Below are 15,224 nucleotides of genomic sequence, written 5' to 3' on the forward strand. Positions count from 1 at the left end.
GTTACCCCTCCGACGGAGCCCCCGGTGTGGCGTCGGCGAGCGGCGACGCGAGGAGGAACCCGACGGCGGCGACCGCGAGGAAACCGCCGCCCAGTGCGGCGACGGCCCCGGTCGGGGTCGCCCGGTCCGCGACGACGCCGGCCAGGGGCAGCAACGGCGCACGGACGAGCGCATACCCCATCGAAACCGCGCTCAGAACGGTCGCCCGGCCGGCGTCGGGTATCCGGTCGTTGAGGAACTGTGCGACGAGTGGCTTCGAGAGCGCCTCGCCACCTTTCATACCGAAGAAGACCGGAACCGCGAGCAGCGGGACGGCAAGCGGCAGGAGAAACGACGCGGCGACACAGACCGGGAGCCACCGGAGCGCGTGTCGGAGCCCGACCCGCCGACGGACGGTCTCGGCGTGGTAGCTGCCGACGGCGGCCACGGCCGCGAACCCCGCGTAGACGACCCCGAGCAGCGCCTCCGATCGAACTGCGATCCCGGCGACGGCGACGGTCTCGAGCGTCCCACCGACCCGTGCGCGGAGAACGTCGATCGTGATCGGCTGGACGTACGTGTCGGCCGCGTGTACGATGCCGAAAAACAGCGCGGCGTAGGCGACGAACGCCCGAATCGGGGGGACCGCGAGTCGCGTGGCGAGTACGGAGAGCGACTCGAAGACGCCGATCCGCTCGTTCGCTTCCCCCGAGTTTGCGGTTGACCCCTCGAACTGCGCATTTCGCGGCATCGCGAGGACGACCAGCACGCCGGCCGCGTTGAGCAACGCCGAGGCGACGAAGGGATAGGTCGGGTGGACGATGTAGAGGAAGCCCCCGCCGATCATCGTGACGGCCGATGTCCACTGGTGGACGGCCCCGCCCCGGCCCCGCACGCGCGTGAACCCCCGCGGTTCGGACGGTTCGTCCGCCGCTCTGTCGCCGCCGAGCGCGTCGTAGAGCCACGCGTCGCCGGTCCCGCTCTGGAGCGCCATCGAGAGCGCCCAGAGCGCGTACAGCGCCGCGAACTCGAGAAAGGTGTCGGCAACGACGAACCCCGCCGTCGAGGCGGCCATCGCGAGCAGCCCCGCCCCGAGGACGAGGCGGCGGCCGTAGCGGTCGGCGACGTACCCCGTCGGGATTTCCAGCGAGACGACGAGAACCGCCGAGATGGCACTCAGCGTCCCGATCTGGGCGTAGGTGAGGTCGTTCCACAACAGAAAGAGGGTAAACACCGGCCAGATGAATCCGACCGAGTCTGCCGTCCGGTACAGGTAGTAGGCGATCGCGACCGATCGCCCTCCGCGCGCTCGAGACATCGTCGTCTCTCACGTACGGCCGGGCCCGGAAATACGCTCGCGAACGCGAGTTTTGGTTGGATTAGAAACACTTCTGCGGGCGCCACGGCGGCAGGATTATTGCGGCGTCGGTACGACTCTCGAGGCATGGACCGCGAGCGTACGGGATCGGTACCGGACGATCTCGCGCCCGCCGACGCCTTCTCCCTGCTCGGACACGATCTCCGGGTCGACATTCTGCGGGCGCTCCTCGAGGGGAGTCGCACGGGGGAGGAGTACCCGACGTCGTTCTCGACGCTGCGCAAGCAGGTGGGTGCCGAGGTGAGTGCGCAGTTCAACTACCACCTCGGGGAGCTGACGGGGCACTTCGTCAGGCGGACCGACGACGGATACGAACTCCGGTACGCGGGCTGGGCCGTGGCGACCTCGATCCTCGCGGGGACGTACAACCGGCGGGCCGCGTTCGGCCCCGAGGGGATCGACGGCCGCTGTCCGCACTGCGGGGCGGCGTCGCTCGTCGCGTCGTACCGCGAGGAGTGGCTCGTCGTCGAGTGTACCGGCTGCGACGACCGACTCGTCAGGTACCCGTTTCCGCCGGGCGGGCTCGAGTCCCGCTCGTTACCGGACGTTCTCGAGGCGTTCGACCGGCGCGTTCGATCCCACGTGGCACTCGCCCGCGACGGGGTCTGTCCGGCCTGTACGGGGCCGATGGCGGTCACGGTTCCGTCGGTGGTCGACGGCGGCACCAGTACCGATTCCGACGGCACCGACGCGGACGCCGCGGACGATCCGATCGCGACCTTCCGCTGTCGCCGGTGTGGTAATCACCTTCGACCGGAGCCCGGGCTGGTCCTCCTCGAGGACGAACGCGTCGTTCGGTTCGCCGCCGAGCGCGGCCGCTCGCTCTCGTCGACGCCGTTCTGGGAACTCGAGTGGTGCGTCTCCCGAGACGCCGCGTCGGTGACGGCCACGGATCCGTGGCGGTGTGCGGTCTCGATCCCCGTCGGGAACGAGTCGTTGCTGGTCACCGTCGACGACGAGTTCGCGGTCCGGTCCGCGACGGTCGAGAGCGCCGAACCGGACCGGTAGCGGTACGCTCGGATTTATTCGCCGGCGACGCCTCGACCGCCGTCGTCGCCGTTCGTCTTCTCGTCGGCCCGCTCGTCCGAATCGGGATCGGGGTTCTCGCCGCTCGAGGCGGCCGCGTCGGTGAGGCTCGCCGTACCCCGCTTCTCGCGGTAGTAGAGCCAGCCCGTACAGGCGAACGCGATCGCGCCGGCGACGGTGGCGATCCCGAACGCGATCCGGTAGCCGGTCTCGGTGTAGACGCGGACGCCGCCCACGAGGTCGCCGGTCCAGTAGGCGTCGAGCGCCCGCCCCATCAGCGTCGGGAAGATCGCCGCGCCGGTGAAGGCCGCCGCGTTCGCCGCTCCCGTCGAAATCCCGCTCGCGCTGCTTGGGTGGCGTTCCTGCACGACCGAGTACCCCAGCACGAACGCGCCGAGGCTGATGCCGCTCACCAGAAACACCGCACCGACGACCGGCAGCGGCGGATTTCCGACGACCGCGATCAGGGCGAGACAGCAGGTGTAACAGACTCCGCCGGCGACCATCAGCTCGAGCCGGCGCTCGAGACGGTCGGCCAGCCAGCCGACGGCGGGCGGGCCGACCATCAGCCCGAGCCCGCCAAGCAGAGTCAGCGTGGAGGCCCGGGTCACCGTCACGTCGTAGGTCTGGACGACGTAGGGGACGCCCCAGAGTCCGAAGAGCGTGATGTTCACGCCGGTCGAACAGAACAGCATGACGCTGACGACCCAGAGCCAGCGGTCCCGGAGGACGGCGGCGAGATAGGATTTGAGCTGGGCGTTCGTCAGGACCTCCTGTCCGGGGACGCCCTCGAGCGGTTCGAAGCCGGCGGCGCTCGGGGAGTTCCGGACGAAAGCGAAGGCGACGACGGTTACCGCGAGGCCGAAGACGCCGAGTCCGGCGACCGTCGATCGCCAGCCGAACCGCCCGACTGCGAGCGCGAGCGGCGTCGTCGCGAAGACGCCGCCGAACCCCGCGACGGCGAAGGTCGCGCCGCTCATCGTCGCGAACTCGTCGGTGCGGTACCAGTTCGCACAGAACCGGAGGACGCAGACGAAGATCACGCTCCCGCCGAGGCCGATCAGCCCGCGGGCCAGCGTCGCCGCGAGGTAGCCCTCCGCGACGGAAAACCAGACGACACCGACGTTCATCACGACGGCCCCGGCGGTGGCCGTCAACCGGGGGCCGATCCGGTCGGCCAGCAGGCCCGACGGGATCTGCATCGCCGCGTAGACCCAGAAGAAGACGGCGTGGAGCGTCCCCAACTGTGCCCCGGTCGTTCCGAAGGCGGCCATCAGATCCTCCGAGAGGACCGCCGTCGAGAGCCGGCTGACGTTGACCAGCAAGAAGAGAACGCCCAGTATCGCCCACAGGAGCCACCGTCGTCGAAGCGGATCGTGCCAGAGTCGCATTGCGCTGGAACTCCTCCGCGGAGCGTGGAAAAAGTTAACAAACCGGAAACACGGCCCGTGTTGACGACCCACTCATCGGAGCCGGCCCGAAGCCGCCACCGGTAGGTGCCTCGAGCCCGCAGTCGAACCCATGTCCCCGCGCGAACTCGACGGCGCGAACGCCGGCGGCCAGTTCGTCCGGACCGCGCTCGCGCTGTCGGTCCTCACGGACGAGCCGATCCGCCTCGAGAACGTCCGCGGCGACCGGCCGACGCCCGGGCTTCGCCACCAGCATCTGGCGGTCCTCGAGACGATGGCCGAGATCTGCGATGCAGACGTTTCGGGCGCGGAACTGGGTGCGGAGACCGTCGCGTTCGACCCCGGAATCGAGGGCGATGGCGGACTCGAGGGCGGCGAGTACGCCGTCGACATCGGGACCGCCGGCAGCGCGACGCTGCTCTGTAACGCCGTCCTCCCGCTGGTGACGGTCCTCGAGTCGCCGCTGTCGGTCACGATCACCGGCGGGACGGACGTGGCGTGGTCCCCGCCGCTTGACTACCTGCGGCGCGTGAAACTCCCGCTCCTCCGACGGGTCGGCCTCGCGGCCGCCTGCGAAGCCGAGCGTCGCGGGTTCTACCCCGAGGGCGGCGGCGAGGTCACGCTCCGACTCGAGCCGTCCGCTCTCGAGCCGATCGGCCTCGGCGAGCGGGGATCGCTCGAGGCCCTGCGCCTCTACTCGACCGAATCGGCATCGCTGGCCGACCGCGACGTCGCCCACCGGCAGGCAAAGGGGGCGCTCGAGCGGCTCGATTCGGACGCCCCCGAACTCGCGGACCGGAACGAAACCACCGCGGACAGCCCCTCGCCGGGCTCCGCGCTCGTGCTTCGAATCGACCACGGAACCGGGATCGCCGGATTCTCGGCGCTCGGCGAACGCGGGAAACCGGCCGAGCGGGTCGGCGAGGACGCCGCCGACGCCGCGAACCGCTTCCTCGAGGGGACGGCCCCAGTCGATCGGCACATGGCCGACCAGCTGCTTGTCTTCCTCGCGCTCGCGGGCGGCCGCGTTCGGATCCCGGCCGTGACCGATCACGTCGACACCCGGTGTGACCTGCTCGAGGCCTTCGGGGCCGAGATCGACCTCGAGGACGACGGTGCGACGACGCTCGTCTCGGTCTCGTCGCTGCTGGACGGGATTCAGTAGATCGTGGCTCCAGGGAGTCACAGCCGTTCTCGGTTCAACAGCCCCGCCAGCGTGATCAGCAGAGAAATTACGAGAATCCCCGCTCCCGTGACCGCGAGTGCGAACGTCGGTGTCCCGGGATCGAACTCCGGAGCCGCGAGCAGCAGCGTTCTCAGGTAGGACACCAGCCGGTTCCACACGACGGTGGCGATGACCACTGTGATCGCGAGCCCCAGAAAGAGGAGTTGGTAGTCGAACCACGTTTTGAGCCCGTCTGACGACACCATCCGGAAAACTGTTCGAATCGCGACGGTATAGTCGTTCGGTCGACACGACAGTTGGTGGCGCAAGTCGTCTGTCGCTCCCGCACCACCGCAGGTGATTTATCCATCCGAAGTGACGCCTCCGGTCCAGCGTGATCCTGCGCTGACAGACCGCCATAACTTATACCAACGCCGTTCGTTGGCTGGAGTATGACCGAGGGACACACCGACCGTCGCGGCCGTACAACTCGGGGGGCCGACCGGTGAGCGACATCGTTACCTTCGGCGAGACGATGCTCCGGCTCTCGCCGCCGGGGAACGAACGCCTCGAGAACGCCGACGAGTTCGAGGTCCGCGCTGCGGGAGCGGAGAGCAACGTCGCCATCGCGGCCGATCGGCTCGGCGCGTCGGCGACCTGGCTATCGAAGGTGCCCGAGACGCCGCTGGGCCGGCGGGTCGTCAGCGAACTCCGGGGCCACGGCATCGAGACCGACGTGACTTGGAGCCACCGGGGCCGACAGGGGACCTACTACCTCGAGCACGCCGGCAAACCCCGCGGGACGAACGTGATCTACGATCGGGAGAACACGGCGGTTTCGACGGCGAAGGTCCGCGACATCGACATCGACAAGATCCAGAACGCGCGAGTCTTTTTCACGACCGGAATCACGCCGGCGCTCTCCTCGACGCTGCGGGACACGACGCTGAAACTGCTCAAAGCGGCTCGGAAAGGCGGGACGACCACCGCCTTCGACTTCAATTATCGTCGCAAGCTCTGGTCGCCCGACGAGGCCCGGGAGACGCTGACGAAGCTGTTCCCCGGCATCGACGTCCTCGTGATCGCCGCTCGCGACGCTCGAACCGTACTGGGGTTCGAGGGCGACCCGCGACAGTTGGCACACAAGCTCGGCTCGCAGTACGACTTCACGAGCGTCGTCGTCACCCGCGGTGAAGAAGGCGCGGTCGGCTGGCACGACAGCGTCGTCCACGACCACGGGGTCTACGAGACCGACACCGTCGATCCGATCGGCACCGGCGACGCCTTCACGGGTGCGTTCATCGCCCGCCGACTCGACGGCGACGACGTCCCGACCGCCCTCGAGTACGCCGCCGCGACGGCCGCACTCAAGCGGACCATCCCCGGCGATGTCGCGCTGATCACCGCCGACGAGGTCGAGACCGTCGTCAAAGAGCAGGACGAGGACATCTCCCGGTAGTCGGCCGGCGCCGGTTCCGATCCGACCGTCTCGAGACGGGCGCGATCCGTCCCCCGCTCGAGTCGCCTCCAGTCGGTAACTGTTCTCCCGGCCCGAAGTCACGGCGCGGCGACCGTAACGAACGGCTGGGAGTCGGGACCCCCTTTTTACCGACCGCTGTGCTACCTCCGGCCGTGAGTCGAACCGTTCGTCCGGCCACGGTCGACGACGTCTGGGCCGTCCACGAGATTGCACGCGAGAGTTGGCACGCCGCCTACGACGACGTTCTCGGCTCCCAGCGGGTCGACGCCGTCGTCGACGAGTGGTACGCGATCGGCGACCTCGAGTCGTCGATCGCGGCGGCGACGGGCCGCGAGGACGCCGCGTTTCTCGTGGCCGAGCGACCGGACGACGACGGCGGGGACGAACCCCGGATGGACGCCGACCGTTGCGGGTTCGCCCACGCGGTCCCGTGGCCGGAGGACACTTCGGTGGCGTTTCTCGCCCGCCTCTACGTCCACCCGGCCGTCTGGAACGAGGGGGTCGGCACCGCCCTGCTCGAGGCACTCGAGGCCGCCCTCGCGGAGACCGCCGAGCGGCTCCGGCTGGCGGTGCTGGCGGCCAACGATGTCGGGATCGCCTTCTACGAATCCCGTGGATTCGATCGCGTCGGGACCCGACCCTCGGATATTGGGGACGGCCTCGAGGAACACGTCTACGAGCGACGGCTCCCGGACGCGGCTTGAGCCGGTCGCTCGCCGGGCACCGAACAGTTCCGTGCCCGACACTGTGTTGCCGACGACGTGACCTGGGACGCGGTTTCGCACCTTCGCGGAGACGACCGACAACGACCTCGAGGCGCTGGCGGCCTGCGCCCGGACCCGGACCGCGCCCGCCGACTGGGACGACATCGCGGGGGTCGACCACCCCGTGGTGATCGTGGCCGGCGGCGACGACGACATCGCCGGCGATCCGACGGCGCTCGCTGACGGGTTTCCGAACGGCGAGGCCGTCGTTATCGAGGGCGAAGACCACCTGACCACGGTGCCGGACGATCGGTTTACCGACGCTATGCTGGACTTTCTCGAGCGGGAGAGGTTGTAGCTCGACGGGTTTCCGCTCGGTCTCCCACTACTGGCGGTCTCGAAACGCGCTTTTGTAGCGGTTACTGGTGGCTCGAGGACGTTTCTCGATGACTCGTGTGTGCTGCTCTCGTGGCAACAGGGAGTCGCCACGCCCTCCCCAACCGATTCGCTCGCTCCGGAATCGCTCACTCATCCCTCGCGCAGTGTCGTCGATCAGTCCTCGCTGTCGCTCGGACCTGATCGACAGCGCGCGCCACCGCACGTAGTTCGGTCGGAGCAGCGGAAAGATAAGGAGTCTGGCGGCCGTTATAGCGTCTTCTCGGCTTCCTCGTCGTCCACGACTTCGATCCCGCGGTTGTTGACCGCCATCGGATCGAGGCCGACCTCCTGCAGGAAGTCCTTGTACTCCCGTTCGCACTGCTCGGCGTCTTTCTGCTTGTCGCTGGCCCGGTCGCAGAGTTCGATCAGGTTCTCGGGGACGTCGTTCTGGTAGACGATCCAGTGATTGATCAGATCGCTGAGCCGGCGGATCGGGCTCGTGAAGTGGCCGTAGATCTCGAAGTTCAGCGCGTGGTGACCGCCGAACGGATCGTTCATGTACTTCGCGCGGGGCATCACCTTCATCACCGCCCACTGGATCTTGTCGAGCTGGCGGGCGGGCGCGTCCTCGAGCGTCGCGTTGACGGCCTTGCGCGGGTCGTCCCAGGTGCTGCCGGGGATCGAGACGCCGTCCAAGTCCTGAATCTCCCGGAGCGCCTCGGACCACTCGTCGGGGCTTGGCTGTGGGTGGACCCGGTACATGGCCTCGACGCCGCGATTCCACATGAGTTCGTGCGTGACGGCCTTGTTGGCCTTGAGCATGCACTCCTCGATGATGGTGTGGGCACGATCGCGGCTCGGGTTGAGAACGAGCGAGCCGTCCTCCTTGCGCTGTTCGTGCATCTGCTCGGCGAGGTCGTAGACCAGGGCGTTCTCCTCGTGCAGCGGCGCGTCGGGGTCCTCGAGCCGATTCTCGGCCTGCGTGTAGGTCAGGCGCTCGTCGGATCGAATGACCGACTTGTAGATCTCGATGGTCTCGTAGGAGAGGTTCTCCTTGTCGAGGTGCATCTCGACGGTGTGGGCCAGACGGTCCTCGTTGGGGACCAGCGAACAGACCGTCTCGGCCAATACCGGCGGCAGCATGTGGACCGTGTAGCCGGGGAGATAGACCGTGTTGCCCCGTTCGACGGCCTCGTCCCACATCGCCGTGTCGGGGTTGACGTAGTGGGTCACGTCGGCGATGTGGACCCAGAGAACGTACTCGTCCTCTCGTTCCTCGATCGAGAGCGCGTCGTCGAAGTCCTGGGCGTCGATCGGGTCCGTCGTCCACGTCGTCAGGTCCCGGAGGTCCGTCCGCTCGTCGATCTCCTCCTCGATCTCGGCCGTCACGCCCTCCGTTCGGGCCTCGGCCTCCGCCAACACTTCCGAGGGGAACTCGTCGCGCAACTCGAACTTCTCGAACAGTTCCTCGCGCTTGTTCTCGAGGTGGCGCGCGAGATCCTCGGAGACCTCGACGGGACCCTGTCCTTCGACGGTCCCGGCTTCGGCCTGTGCGTCGTCACTCATGGCGAGGGCTACGCACGTAAGAGTGAAAGTCGTGTCGGGACGGCCCGCTCAGCGCTCCCGGCGCTGGACCGCCTGCTGGCATCGTCGATAGCAACATATACTTTGTGTCTAACACGAATGCCGTTGAATGGACGCGATCGCCCTCCGAGACGTCACCAAACGCTTCGGTGACGTCCGCGCCCTCCGCGGTATCGATATGACAGTCGAGACCGGCGAAGTGTTCGGCTTTCTCGGGCCGAACGGGGCCGGCAAATCGACGACGATCGACCTCTTGCTTCACTACGCGCGCCCCTCGAGCGGGTCGGTCACGGTACTCGGTCGTGACGTCGCCGAGGAACCGATCGCCGTCCGGCGACGCGTCGGCGTCCTTCCCGAGGACTTCGCGCCGTTCGAGACGATGACCGGTCGCCAGCACCTCGCGTATGCGATCGAGGCGATGGACGCCGACGACGATCCGTCGACTCTGCTCGAGCGGGTCGGTCTCGGCGACGACGGCGACCGCGTCGCCGCCGATTACTCGACGGGGATGACCCAGCGACTCGCGCTCGCGATGGCGCTGGTCGGCGAGCCCGACCTGCTGGTCCTCGACGAGCCGTCGACCGGGCTCGATCCCCACGGCGTCCGCCGAATGCGCGAGATCGTCAGGGCGGAGCGCGACCGCGGCGCGACCGTCTTCTTCTCGAGTCACATTCTCGGGCAGGTCGAGGCGGTCGCCGATCGCGTCGCGATCCTCCGTTCGGGGACCCTCGTCGCCGTCGACACGATCGACGGACTCCGTGAGGCCGTCGGTGTCGATACCGAACTCCGCGTCGAACTGGCCGCCGAACCGGCCGCGATCGCACCCGCCATCGAGTCGGTCGACGGGGTCGCGGCGGTCACCGTAAGCGACGGCGCGTTGCGAATCGATTGCAGCGCCGACGCGAAGCTCCGAGTCCTAGACGAGATTCGGGCCGCCGGCGGAACGATCCGCGACTTCTCGAGCAGCGAGGCGTCGCTCGAAGACCTGTTCGTCACCTACACGGAGGGATCGGCGTGAACTGGCGACTGATCGCTCGGAAGGAGATCGGCGATGCGGTTCGAAACCGACAGTTACCCGCGATCGCCGGCACGTTCGCGCTGGTCTATGCCGTCGTCGCGGTGCTTCATCTCAGACGAGTCGAACGGGGGTTCGTCGCTCCCGTCGACCTCGTCGACCGGTTCGCGCTTCCCGGTATGCTGCTCGTCCCGGTGACCGCGCTGTTGCTCGCCGCCGGTGCGATCGTCAGGCGGCGCTCGAACGGACAACTGACGCTCCTCCTCGGGCTCCCACACGATCGACGCGATATCGTCGTCGGCACGTACGTCGGCCGGTACGCGGTCTTTCTCGCGTCCCTCGTTACAGGAGTACTCGCCGGCGTGGCCGTCGTCGTCGCCGCCGGGCACACGGTTCCGGTCGGTGCCGTCCTCGCGTACGCCCTCGCGAGCGCCGGGTTGGGACTCGCGTATCTCGCCGTCGCGATCGGGATCTCGGCGACGGTGCGGACGCAGACGTGGGCATCGTTCGCCGTCTTCGGGGCGTTGCTCTGTTTCCTGTTCGCGTGGCGGTTCGTTCCCGACGGTCTGACCTACGTCGCGGCCGGCTTCGAGGAGCCGGCGACGCGACCGTGGTGGGCGTCGTACGTCGGTGCGTGTTCCCCCAGCATCGCCTACGAACGGCTGCTTGACGCCGTGATCGGCTCCGGCTCGGACACCGACCGGTCGCTGGTCCGGTTCAGTGCCGCGGTCCTGCTGGGCTGGGCCGTTCTCGCCCCCGCCGTCGGCTACCGGCGGTTCGCGAGGACCGACCTCTAGCGCTCGCGTTCCTCGAGCGGCCCGTACCGCTCCTCGACCGCCGTCAGATAGCTCGCGAGAAAGCCCGCCCGGTCGCGCTTTCCGGCCTCGATCTCGACCAGCAGCGCCTCGAGGTCGTCCCGCGGGTGGTGACACAGCTCGCGGTGACAGGACTTACAGAGGTGTTCGAAGGTCTTGTCCGCGCGGTCCCAGCGATCCCCGTGTTTGTCGTACTCGCGGGCCTCGTCGCGCGGACACTCGGTGCCACAGGCGAGACAGGTGACGGTCTCGGTTCGGGTCCGAGCGGGCCACATACGCGGTCCGACGGGGTGGACCCACTTAGCAATTGGTACGCCCCACGGCGACGCCCGGCGGCTCGAGGGCCCGGAACGGGCCTTTTATTTCCGGACCGCTCGTTGGCCCGGACATGCAGGTCAAGTCCCGACACCACCTCCGCAGCGATGCGGTCTCGGACCTCGAGGACACGCTCGAGGCACAGCTGGGCGTCTCCCCCGAGGGCGACGCCTACGAGCGCGTCGAGTTCGAGGACACCGACTGGGAGGTCGTCCTCATCGACGGCGAGCCGCAGGTCGCGTACTTCGACGAGGAGCCGTTCCTGACGGTCCGGGGAGCCAACGCCTACGATCCCGACAAGAGACTCGTGACGGTCGACGCGGGCGCGGTCTCGTTCGTCAGCGACGGGGCCGACGTGATGCGACCCGGAATCACCGAGGCCACCGACGACATCTCGCCGGACGATCTGGTCGTCATCGCGGAGGAGTCCCACGGCAAGGTCCTGGCCGTCGGTCGCGCCCGCGTCGACGGCGCCGAGATGGCCGGCGACGAGGGGAAGGTCGTCGACTCGCTGCACCACGTCGGCGACGACCTCTACGAGTTCACCGGGTGAGTCGGTCGGGTCACGCGGCGGCGGGAGAACGATCGTTTCCTTGTCGACCCAAAACACTGCTGCGAATCCGTTCACACTCCTCGATTAGTTATGGGTCGTGCTAGCAATACTAGGATCTAGAAGACGTATGTCCACAGACTCTATATAGTGTCGTGCGGCATCACGGCCCCTGATTAGGACGACGGTCGAAACGGTCGCCCTCCGATCACCCCCGACGATCGCACCGACGACCCCGGTATCCGCAGCGGCGCGGCGACTCCGCCGGCCGGACGTCTCCGCGCTCCCGGTTCTCGAGGACGACTCGCTCGTCGGTATCGTCACCGGGTCGGATATCGTCGCACTGGTCGCCGAAACGGACGCCCGGCCGGTCGTTCGGGAACTCATGTCGAACCCGGTGACGACGATCGGCCCGACTGCGACGCTGTCGGCGGCCGCCGAACGGATGCGAACCGCCGGGGTCAGACAGCTCCCCGTCGTGGCCGACGGCCGGTACCGCGGGCTGCTCCCCGCGCACACGCTGGCACCGTACCTCTCGCGGCACCGACTCGAGATCGAGTGGGACGACGAACCGCTCCGGGTCGATCGGTCGGCCGAGTCCGGACTCACTGCGGGCGACTGAGCCTCCCACCGATCCCCGTTCGGCCGGCGCTCACTCGCCGCTTTCCGCGAGGTCGTCGGCCTCGTAGGCGCCCTCGTACCGGTCGAGGGTGTCCCGGTAGCCCCGGACCGCGAGGTCGTAGGTCTCCCGCAGGTCCGCGATCGGCGTCTCGGTCGCGTCGACCCGCAGGTCGTTGTACGGCGGCTCCACCGGGTGCGACTCGGTCGTCTCGACGACCACCGCCGCGCTCTGGACTGACAGGTCCTCGCGCTTGTCCCCGCCCTCGAGGTCGCCGGCGGCGAGGGCGTCGATCAGCCGCTTCGCGAGCGGGTCGGTGTCGACGTCCGCGGTGACGGCGGTCGGACCGGTCGAGGGATCCGTCTCGTCGCGGACGGCGGTCGCCTCGTAGGCCTCGGCGGCCGCCTCGAGGACCGCCGGACCGGTCAGCAGATTGCCGGCGATGGTGTAGCTGTCGCCCTCGCGATGGCCGTACCAGTCGCCACACTCTTCGCCGGAGAACGTAAACGTCGTCTCTCGATCGACTCCGTGGAGTTGACGCTGGGGCGCGCCCTCGTCGGCGTTGAGAAGCCCCTCGAGGGCGTCGTCAACGGCCAGCCCGTCGTCGATGTAGTCGATCCCGCGCTCGCCGAGTTCGACGTTGACGAGACTCTGGGTCGCGACGGCACCCTGCTCGCTGACGAACGGACACAGCGTTCCAACGCCCGGCAGCCGCGTCGTGACCGCGACGCCGAACCGGTGGTGGCGCTCCCCGGATTCGGTTTCGTAGGGCTCGTGAACGCAGATGCTAAACGTCATCGTTTGAATAGCTATAACGGGCGAGTTAAAAAGCCACGGACGGCCCCAGTGGGCCGTCCGATGGGCCGACCGTACCCAATCGAAGCGCCGGGACGGACCGGTCCAAACGTCCGACTCTCCCGACCGAACGACCGTAATCGACCGATAACGGCCGGCTGTGGCGACCGTGTCTGACGTAAGAACTATACAGACAGCGACGGACGCTCACACCTATGGGATTGATGAGCAAAATTCTCGGCGGGAACCAGTCCCGCACCGTCGAGGACTACGCCGAACTGGACCTCGAGGACGTCGACGCGGGGTCGGCCGAGGCGACGATGCAGGTACACATCGCGGAGGTCGGCAGTCAGGCCGACGCGATCGACATCAAAGACGCCGTCTACGACGGCGACATCGTCATCGCTGACATCACGCGGCTCCGGACCGAGGACAGCACGGTCGAACACGTCATCGACGAACTGCGGCAGGTCGCCCAGGAGGTCGACGGCGACATCGTCCGAAAGGGCGACGACCAGATGATCATCACCCCGACCGGTGTCCGGATCAGCCGCGAGAAACTCGGCCAGAAACTCTGAGCGACGGGGTGGACGAGCCCCGCCGAACCCGTGATCCGTTGTCGAACACCCCTTCGTGGTCGGTATCGCCTCGCTGTTTTTCGACGCCGCGGCGGCTGTGATGAGCGTGCGGCTGTATCGGCGTCGCTCGAGGTGTTTTCACCCGGCGGGAATTCTCGGCCGGGTTATCCCCGGCGTTCCCGTATAGAGGAGTATGACGGGCTTTCGTGCAACGGTCGTCGTCGACGAGCCGGGAGACTGTCCGGTCGCTTCCGTCTCGGCACAGGCCGGCGAGCAGATCGACTCGATCGCTCGCTCCTCACGGGCCACCGCCGACGGGACCGTCGTCGAGGAGTTCGGCGTCGCCGCCGACGCTTCGATCGACGACAGCGGGGACGCCGGCGTCGAACTGACGCCGGTGCAGTCGAACGAGCGGGAGGACATCTACCGGTTCGAGCGCGACGCCGCGGCGGACTGCGTCTGCGAGGTCGTCGAACGGACCGGCACTCCGGTGTCCTCGGTCCGGGCACAGGACGGCTCCCTGCTGTTGTCCTTCCGGACCCTCGAGCTGGCCGAAGTCGCCGACATCGTCGATCACCTGCGGGAGCTGTTCGACGGCGTCCTCGTCGAGGAGCTGACACAGGACCACGAGGAGGTCTCGGCGGATCCGGTCGTCGTCGACCGCGGGATACTCACGGACAGACAACGGGAAATCGTCGAGACGGCCCACGAGATGGGCTATTTCGACTATCCGAAGGGCGCGAACGCGACCGACGTCGCCGAGGAACTGGGCGTCGCCCGATCGACCTTCACCGAGCATCTGGCGGCGGCCCAGACGAAGCTGATGGACGCGATCCTCGAGGAAGAGACGTAGCCGCCGGCGTCGCTCGCGATTCGTTTTCTCCGCCCGTCACTCCGCGATGATCACCGGCCGATCCGTGTCGATGATCACCTGTTGACTGACGCTGCCGAAGATCGCTTTGCCGACCGGGGAGCGTTTCCGGACGCCAAGCAGGATCGAATCGGCGTCGATCTCCTCGGCCACCTGCCGGATCCCGTCCGCGGGCTCGCCGACCATTTCCGTCCGCTCGACGTCGATCCCGTCGTCCGCGAGTCCGTCCTCGATCAGCGCGACGGTGTCGGGAACGTCGCGGATCTCGGACAGCGACTCGTTGACGTCGTCGATGAACGTCGTCCCGCCCTCGTCGGCGATCGTGTCGATCTCCTCGAGGACGTGCAGGACCGTCACCGACAGGTCGTCGGGGTCGGCCGGGAGCGAGCGCAGCGTCTCGAGCTGTGCGGTCGCGCGCTGCTCGTCGGTGTCGACCGGGGCAAGAACGTGGTACATGTCCGATCGTGAGGGCCACGCCATCAAAGGTGTACTGGCGGTTCCCATCGCGTGACGGCGACGCCTGCCCGTCCGACGAGGGACGGGGTCGGTCCCCCCGAGAACCG

The 15,224-nt window shown here is 68.0% G+C and carries 18 protein-coding genes; 11 read left to right on the forward strand and 7 right to left on the reverse strand.

All coding sequences use genetic code 11. The features are described from left to right. Window position 1: 1 nt before the first annotated feature. Window positions 2-1,297 carry an MFS transporter gene (locus A6E15_RS02585; protein ID WP_076143341.1) on the reverse strand — a complete coding sequence of 432 codons (1,296 nt, stop codon included), beginning with the start codon at window positions 1,295-1,297 and terminating at the stop codon, window positions 2-4. A gap of 126 nt (window positions 1,298-1,423) precedes the next feature. On the opposite strand from A6E15_RS02585, the gene A6E15_RS02590 reads away from it, so the two are divergent. Beyond that, complete coding sequence (locus tag A6E15_RS02590; protein ID WP_076143342.1) at window positions 1,424-2,365, forward strand: DUF7351 domain-containing protein; 942 nt, start codon at window positions 1,424-1,426, stop codon at window positions 2,363-2,365. A 14-nt stretch (window positions 2,366-2,379) separates the two neighbouring features. On the opposite strand, the gene A6E15_RS02595 is transcribed toward A6E15_RS02590, so the two are convergent. Beyond that, complete coding sequence (locus tag A6E15_RS02595; protein ID WP_076143343.1) at window positions 2,380-3,774, reverse strand: MFS transporter; 1,395 nt, start codon at window positions 3,772-3,774, stop codon at window positions 2,380-2,382. Between the two features lie 130 nt (window positions 3,775-3,904). Between A6E15_RS02595 and rtcA the strand changes: the two genes are divergently transcribed. Then, window positions 3,905-4,957 (forward strand): RNA 3'-terminal phosphate cyclase, encoded by a 1,053-nt coding sequence (rtcA, locus tag A6E15_RS02600; protein ID WP_076143344.1) that lies wholly within the window; start codon window positions 3,905-3,907, stop codon window positions 4,955-4,957. Window positions 4,958-4,974: 17 nt separating this feature from the next. Here the strand turns inward: rtcA and A6E15_RS02605 are convergent, their stop codons facing one another. Beyond that, on the reverse strand, window positions 4,975-5,223 hold the full coding sequence (locus A6E15_RS02605; protein WP_076143345.1) for a hypothetical protein: 249 nt from the start codon (window positions 5,221-5,223) through the stop codon (window positions 4,975-4,977). Window positions 5,224-5,462: 239 nt separating this feature from the next. Here A6E15_RS02605 and kdgK1 point away from each other — a divergent pair, with 239 nt between their 5' ends. The 3 genes from kdgK1 (at window position 5,463) to A6E15_RS21310 (ending at window position 7,499) form a co-directional block, all read left to right on the forward strand. Then, on the forward strand, window positions 5,463-6,416 hold the full coding sequence (gene kdgK1 / locus A6E15_RS02610) for a bifunctional 2-dehydro-3-deoxygluconokinase/2-dehydro-3-deoxygalactonokinase (protein ID WP_076143346.1): 954 nt from the start codon (window positions 5,463-5,465) through the stop codon (window positions 6,414-6,416). Window positions 6,417-6,589: 173 nt separating this feature from the next. Beyond that, window positions 6,590-7,141 (forward strand): GNAT family N-acetyltransferase, encoded by a 552-nt coding sequence (locus tag A6E15_RS02615; protein ID WP_076143348.1) that lies wholly within the window; start codon window positions 6,590-6,592, stop codon window positions 7,139-7,141. A gap of 184 nt (window positions 7,142-7,325) precedes the next feature. After that, the gene (locus A6E15_RS21310) at window positions 7,326-7,499 is read left to right on the forward strand and encodes a hypothetical protein (RefSeq protein WP_245800519.1); all 174 of its coding nucleotides are present in this window, start codon (window positions 7,326-7,328) and stop codon (window positions 7,497-7,499) included. 287 nt (window positions 7,500-7,786) lie between these two features. Here the strand turns inward: A6E15_RS21310 and A6E15_RS02625 are convergent, their stop codons facing one another. After that, on the reverse strand, window positions 7,787-9,085 hold the full coding sequence (locus A6E15_RS02625; RefSeq protein WP_076143351.1) for an RNB domain-containing ribonuclease: 1,299 nt from the start codon (window positions 9,083-9,085) through the stop codon (window positions 7,787-7,789). A gap of 127 nt (window positions 9,086-9,212) precedes the next feature. On the opposite strand from A6E15_RS02625, the gene A6E15_RS02630 reads away from it, so the two are divergent. Further along, entirely contained in the window at window positions 9,213-10,121 is a 909-nt protein-coding gene (locus A6E15_RS02630; protein ID WP_076143354.1) for an ABC transporter ATP-binding protein, read from the forward strand. Further along, window positions 10,118-10,915 carry an ABC transporter permease gene (locus tag A6E15_RS02635; protein WP_076143356.1) on the forward strand — a complete coding sequence of 266 codons (798 nt, stop codon included), beginning with the start codon at window positions 10,118-10,120 and terminating at the stop codon, window positions 10,913-10,915. The genes A6E15_RS02630 and A6E15_RS02635 overlap by 4 nt, the downstream gene beginning before the upstream one ends. Here the strand turns inward: A6E15_RS02635 and A6E15_RS02640 are convergent. After that, entirely contained in the window at window positions 10,912-11,208 is a 297-nt protein-coding gene (locus tag A6E15_RS02640) for a DUF7562 family protein (RefSeq protein ID WP_066302208.1), read from the reverse strand. The two genes, A6E15_RS02635 and A6E15_RS02640, sit on opposite strands and share 4 nt — an antisense overlap. Before the next feature lie 113 nt (window positions 11,209-11,321). Here A6E15_RS02640 and A6E15_RS02645 point away from each other — a divergent pair, with 113 nt between their 5' ends. Then, window positions 11,322-11,801: an RNA-binding protein gene (locus A6E15_RS02645; protein WP_076143359.1), complete on the forward strand. Its 480-nt coding sequence runs from the start codon at window positions 11,322-11,324 to the stop codon at window positions 11,799-11,801. A 169-nt stretch (window positions 11,802-11,970) separates the two neighbouring features. Continuing rightward, entirely contained in the window at window positions 11,971-12,420 is a 450-nt protein-coding gene (locus A6E15_RS02650) for a CBS domain-containing protein (protein WP_076143361.1), read from the forward strand. Between the two features lie 30 nt (window positions 12,421-12,450). Here the strand turns inward: A6E15_RS02650 and A6E15_RS02655 are convergent, their stop codons facing one another. Continuing rightward, a complete protein-coding gene (locus A6E15_RS02655; RefSeq protein WP_076143363.1) occupies window positions 12,451-13,215 on the reverse strand; it encodes a DUF1028 domain-containing protein in 765 nt (254 codons plus the stop codon). Between the two features lie 212 nt (window positions 13,216-13,427). On the opposite strand from A6E15_RS02655, the gene A6E15_RS02660 reads away from it, so the two are divergent. Together A6E15_RS02660 and A6E15_RS02665 are read left to right on the forward strand one after the other, a co-directional pair. Then, the gene (locus A6E15_RS02660; protein ID WP_076143366.1) at window positions 13,428-13,790 is read left to right on the forward strand and encodes a cell division protein SepF; all 363 of its coding nucleotides are present in this window, start codon (window positions 13,428-13,430) and stop codon (window positions 13,788-13,790) included. Between the two features lie 193 nt (window positions 13,791-13,983). Beyond that, on the forward strand, window positions 13,984-14,643 hold the full coding sequence (locus A6E15_RS02665) for a helix-turn-helix domain-containing protein (protein ID WP_076143368.1): 660 nt from the start codon (window positions 13,984-13,986) through the stop codon (window positions 14,641-14,643). 36 nt (window positions 14,644-14,679) lie between these two features. Here A6E15_RS02665 and A6E15_RS02670 read toward each other — a convergent pair whose 3' ends face one another. Then, window positions 14,680-15,117 (reverse strand): universal stress protein, encoded by a 438-nt coding sequence (locus A6E15_RS02670; protein WP_076143371.1) that lies wholly within the window; start codon window positions 15,115-15,117, stop codon window positions 14,680-14,682. Window positions 15,118-15,224: the final 107 nt, after the last annotated feature.

This window comes from Natrinema saccharevitans (assembly GCF_001953745.1).
In the GTDB taxonomy this organism is placed as follows: Archaea; Halobacteriota; Halobacteria; order Halobacteriales; family Natrialbaceae; genus Natrinema; species Natrinema saccharevitans.

What these genes read in the sequence shown, in the direction of transcription:
- A6E15_RS02645 (WP_076143359.1), top strand. Translation starts at nt 11,322, where the DNA reads ATGCAGGTCAAGTCCCGACACCACCTCCGCAGCGATGCGGTCTCGGAC.
- A6E15_RS02605 (WP_076143345.1), bottom strand. Translation starts at nt 5,223, where the DNA reads ATGGTGTCGTCAGACGGGCTCAAAACGTGGTTCGACTACCAACTCCTC.
- A6E15_RS02595 (WP_076143343.1), bottom strand. Translation starts at nt 3,774, where the DNA reads ATGCGACTCTGGCACGATCCGCTTCGACGACGGTGGCTCCTGTGGGCG.
- A6E15_RS02590 (WP_076143342.1), top strand. Translation starts at nt 1,424, where the DNA reads ATGGACCGCGAGCGTACGGGATCGGTACCGGACGATCTCGCGCCCGCC.
- A6E15_RS02660 (WP_076143366.1), top strand. Translation starts at nt 13,428, where the DNA reads ATGGGATTGATGAGCAAAATTCTCGGCGGGAACCAGTCCCGCACCGTC.
- A6E15_RS02630 (WP_076143354.1), top strand. Translation starts at nt 9,213, where the DNA reads ATGGACGCGATCGCCCTCCGAGACGTCACCAAACGCTTCGGTGACGTC.
- A6E15_RS02585 (WP_076143341.1), bottom strand. Translation starts at nt 1,297, where the DNA reads ATGTCTCGAGCGCGCGGAGGGCGATCGGTCGCGATCGCCTACTACCTG.
- A6E15_RS02670 (WP_076143371.1), bottom strand. Translation starts at nt 15,117, where the DNA reads ATGTACCACGTTCTTGCCCCGGTCGACACCGACGAGCAGCGCGCGACC.
- A6E15_RS02655 (WP_076143363.1), bottom strand. Translation starts at nt 13,215, where the DNA reads ATGACGTTTAGCATCTGCGTTCACGAGCCCTACGAAACCGAATCCGGG.
- A6E15_RS02665 (WP_076143368.1), top strand. Translation starts at nt 13,984, where the DNA reads ATGACGGGCTTTCGTGCAACGGTCGTCGTCGACGAGCCGGGAGACTGT.
- A6E15_RS02625 (WP_076143351.1), bottom strand. Translation starts at nt 9,085, where the DNA reads ATGAGTGACGACGCACAGGCCGAAGCCGGGACCGTCGAAGGACAGGGT.
- A6E15_RS02640 (WP_066302208.1), bottom strand. Translation starts at nt 11,208, where the DNA reads ATGTGGCCCGCTCGGACCCGAACCGAGACCGTCACCTGTCTCGCCTGT.
- rtcA (WP_076143344.1), top strand. Translation starts at nt 3,905, where the DNA reads ATGTCCCCGCGCGAACTCGACGGCGCGAACGCCGGCGGCCAGTTCGTC.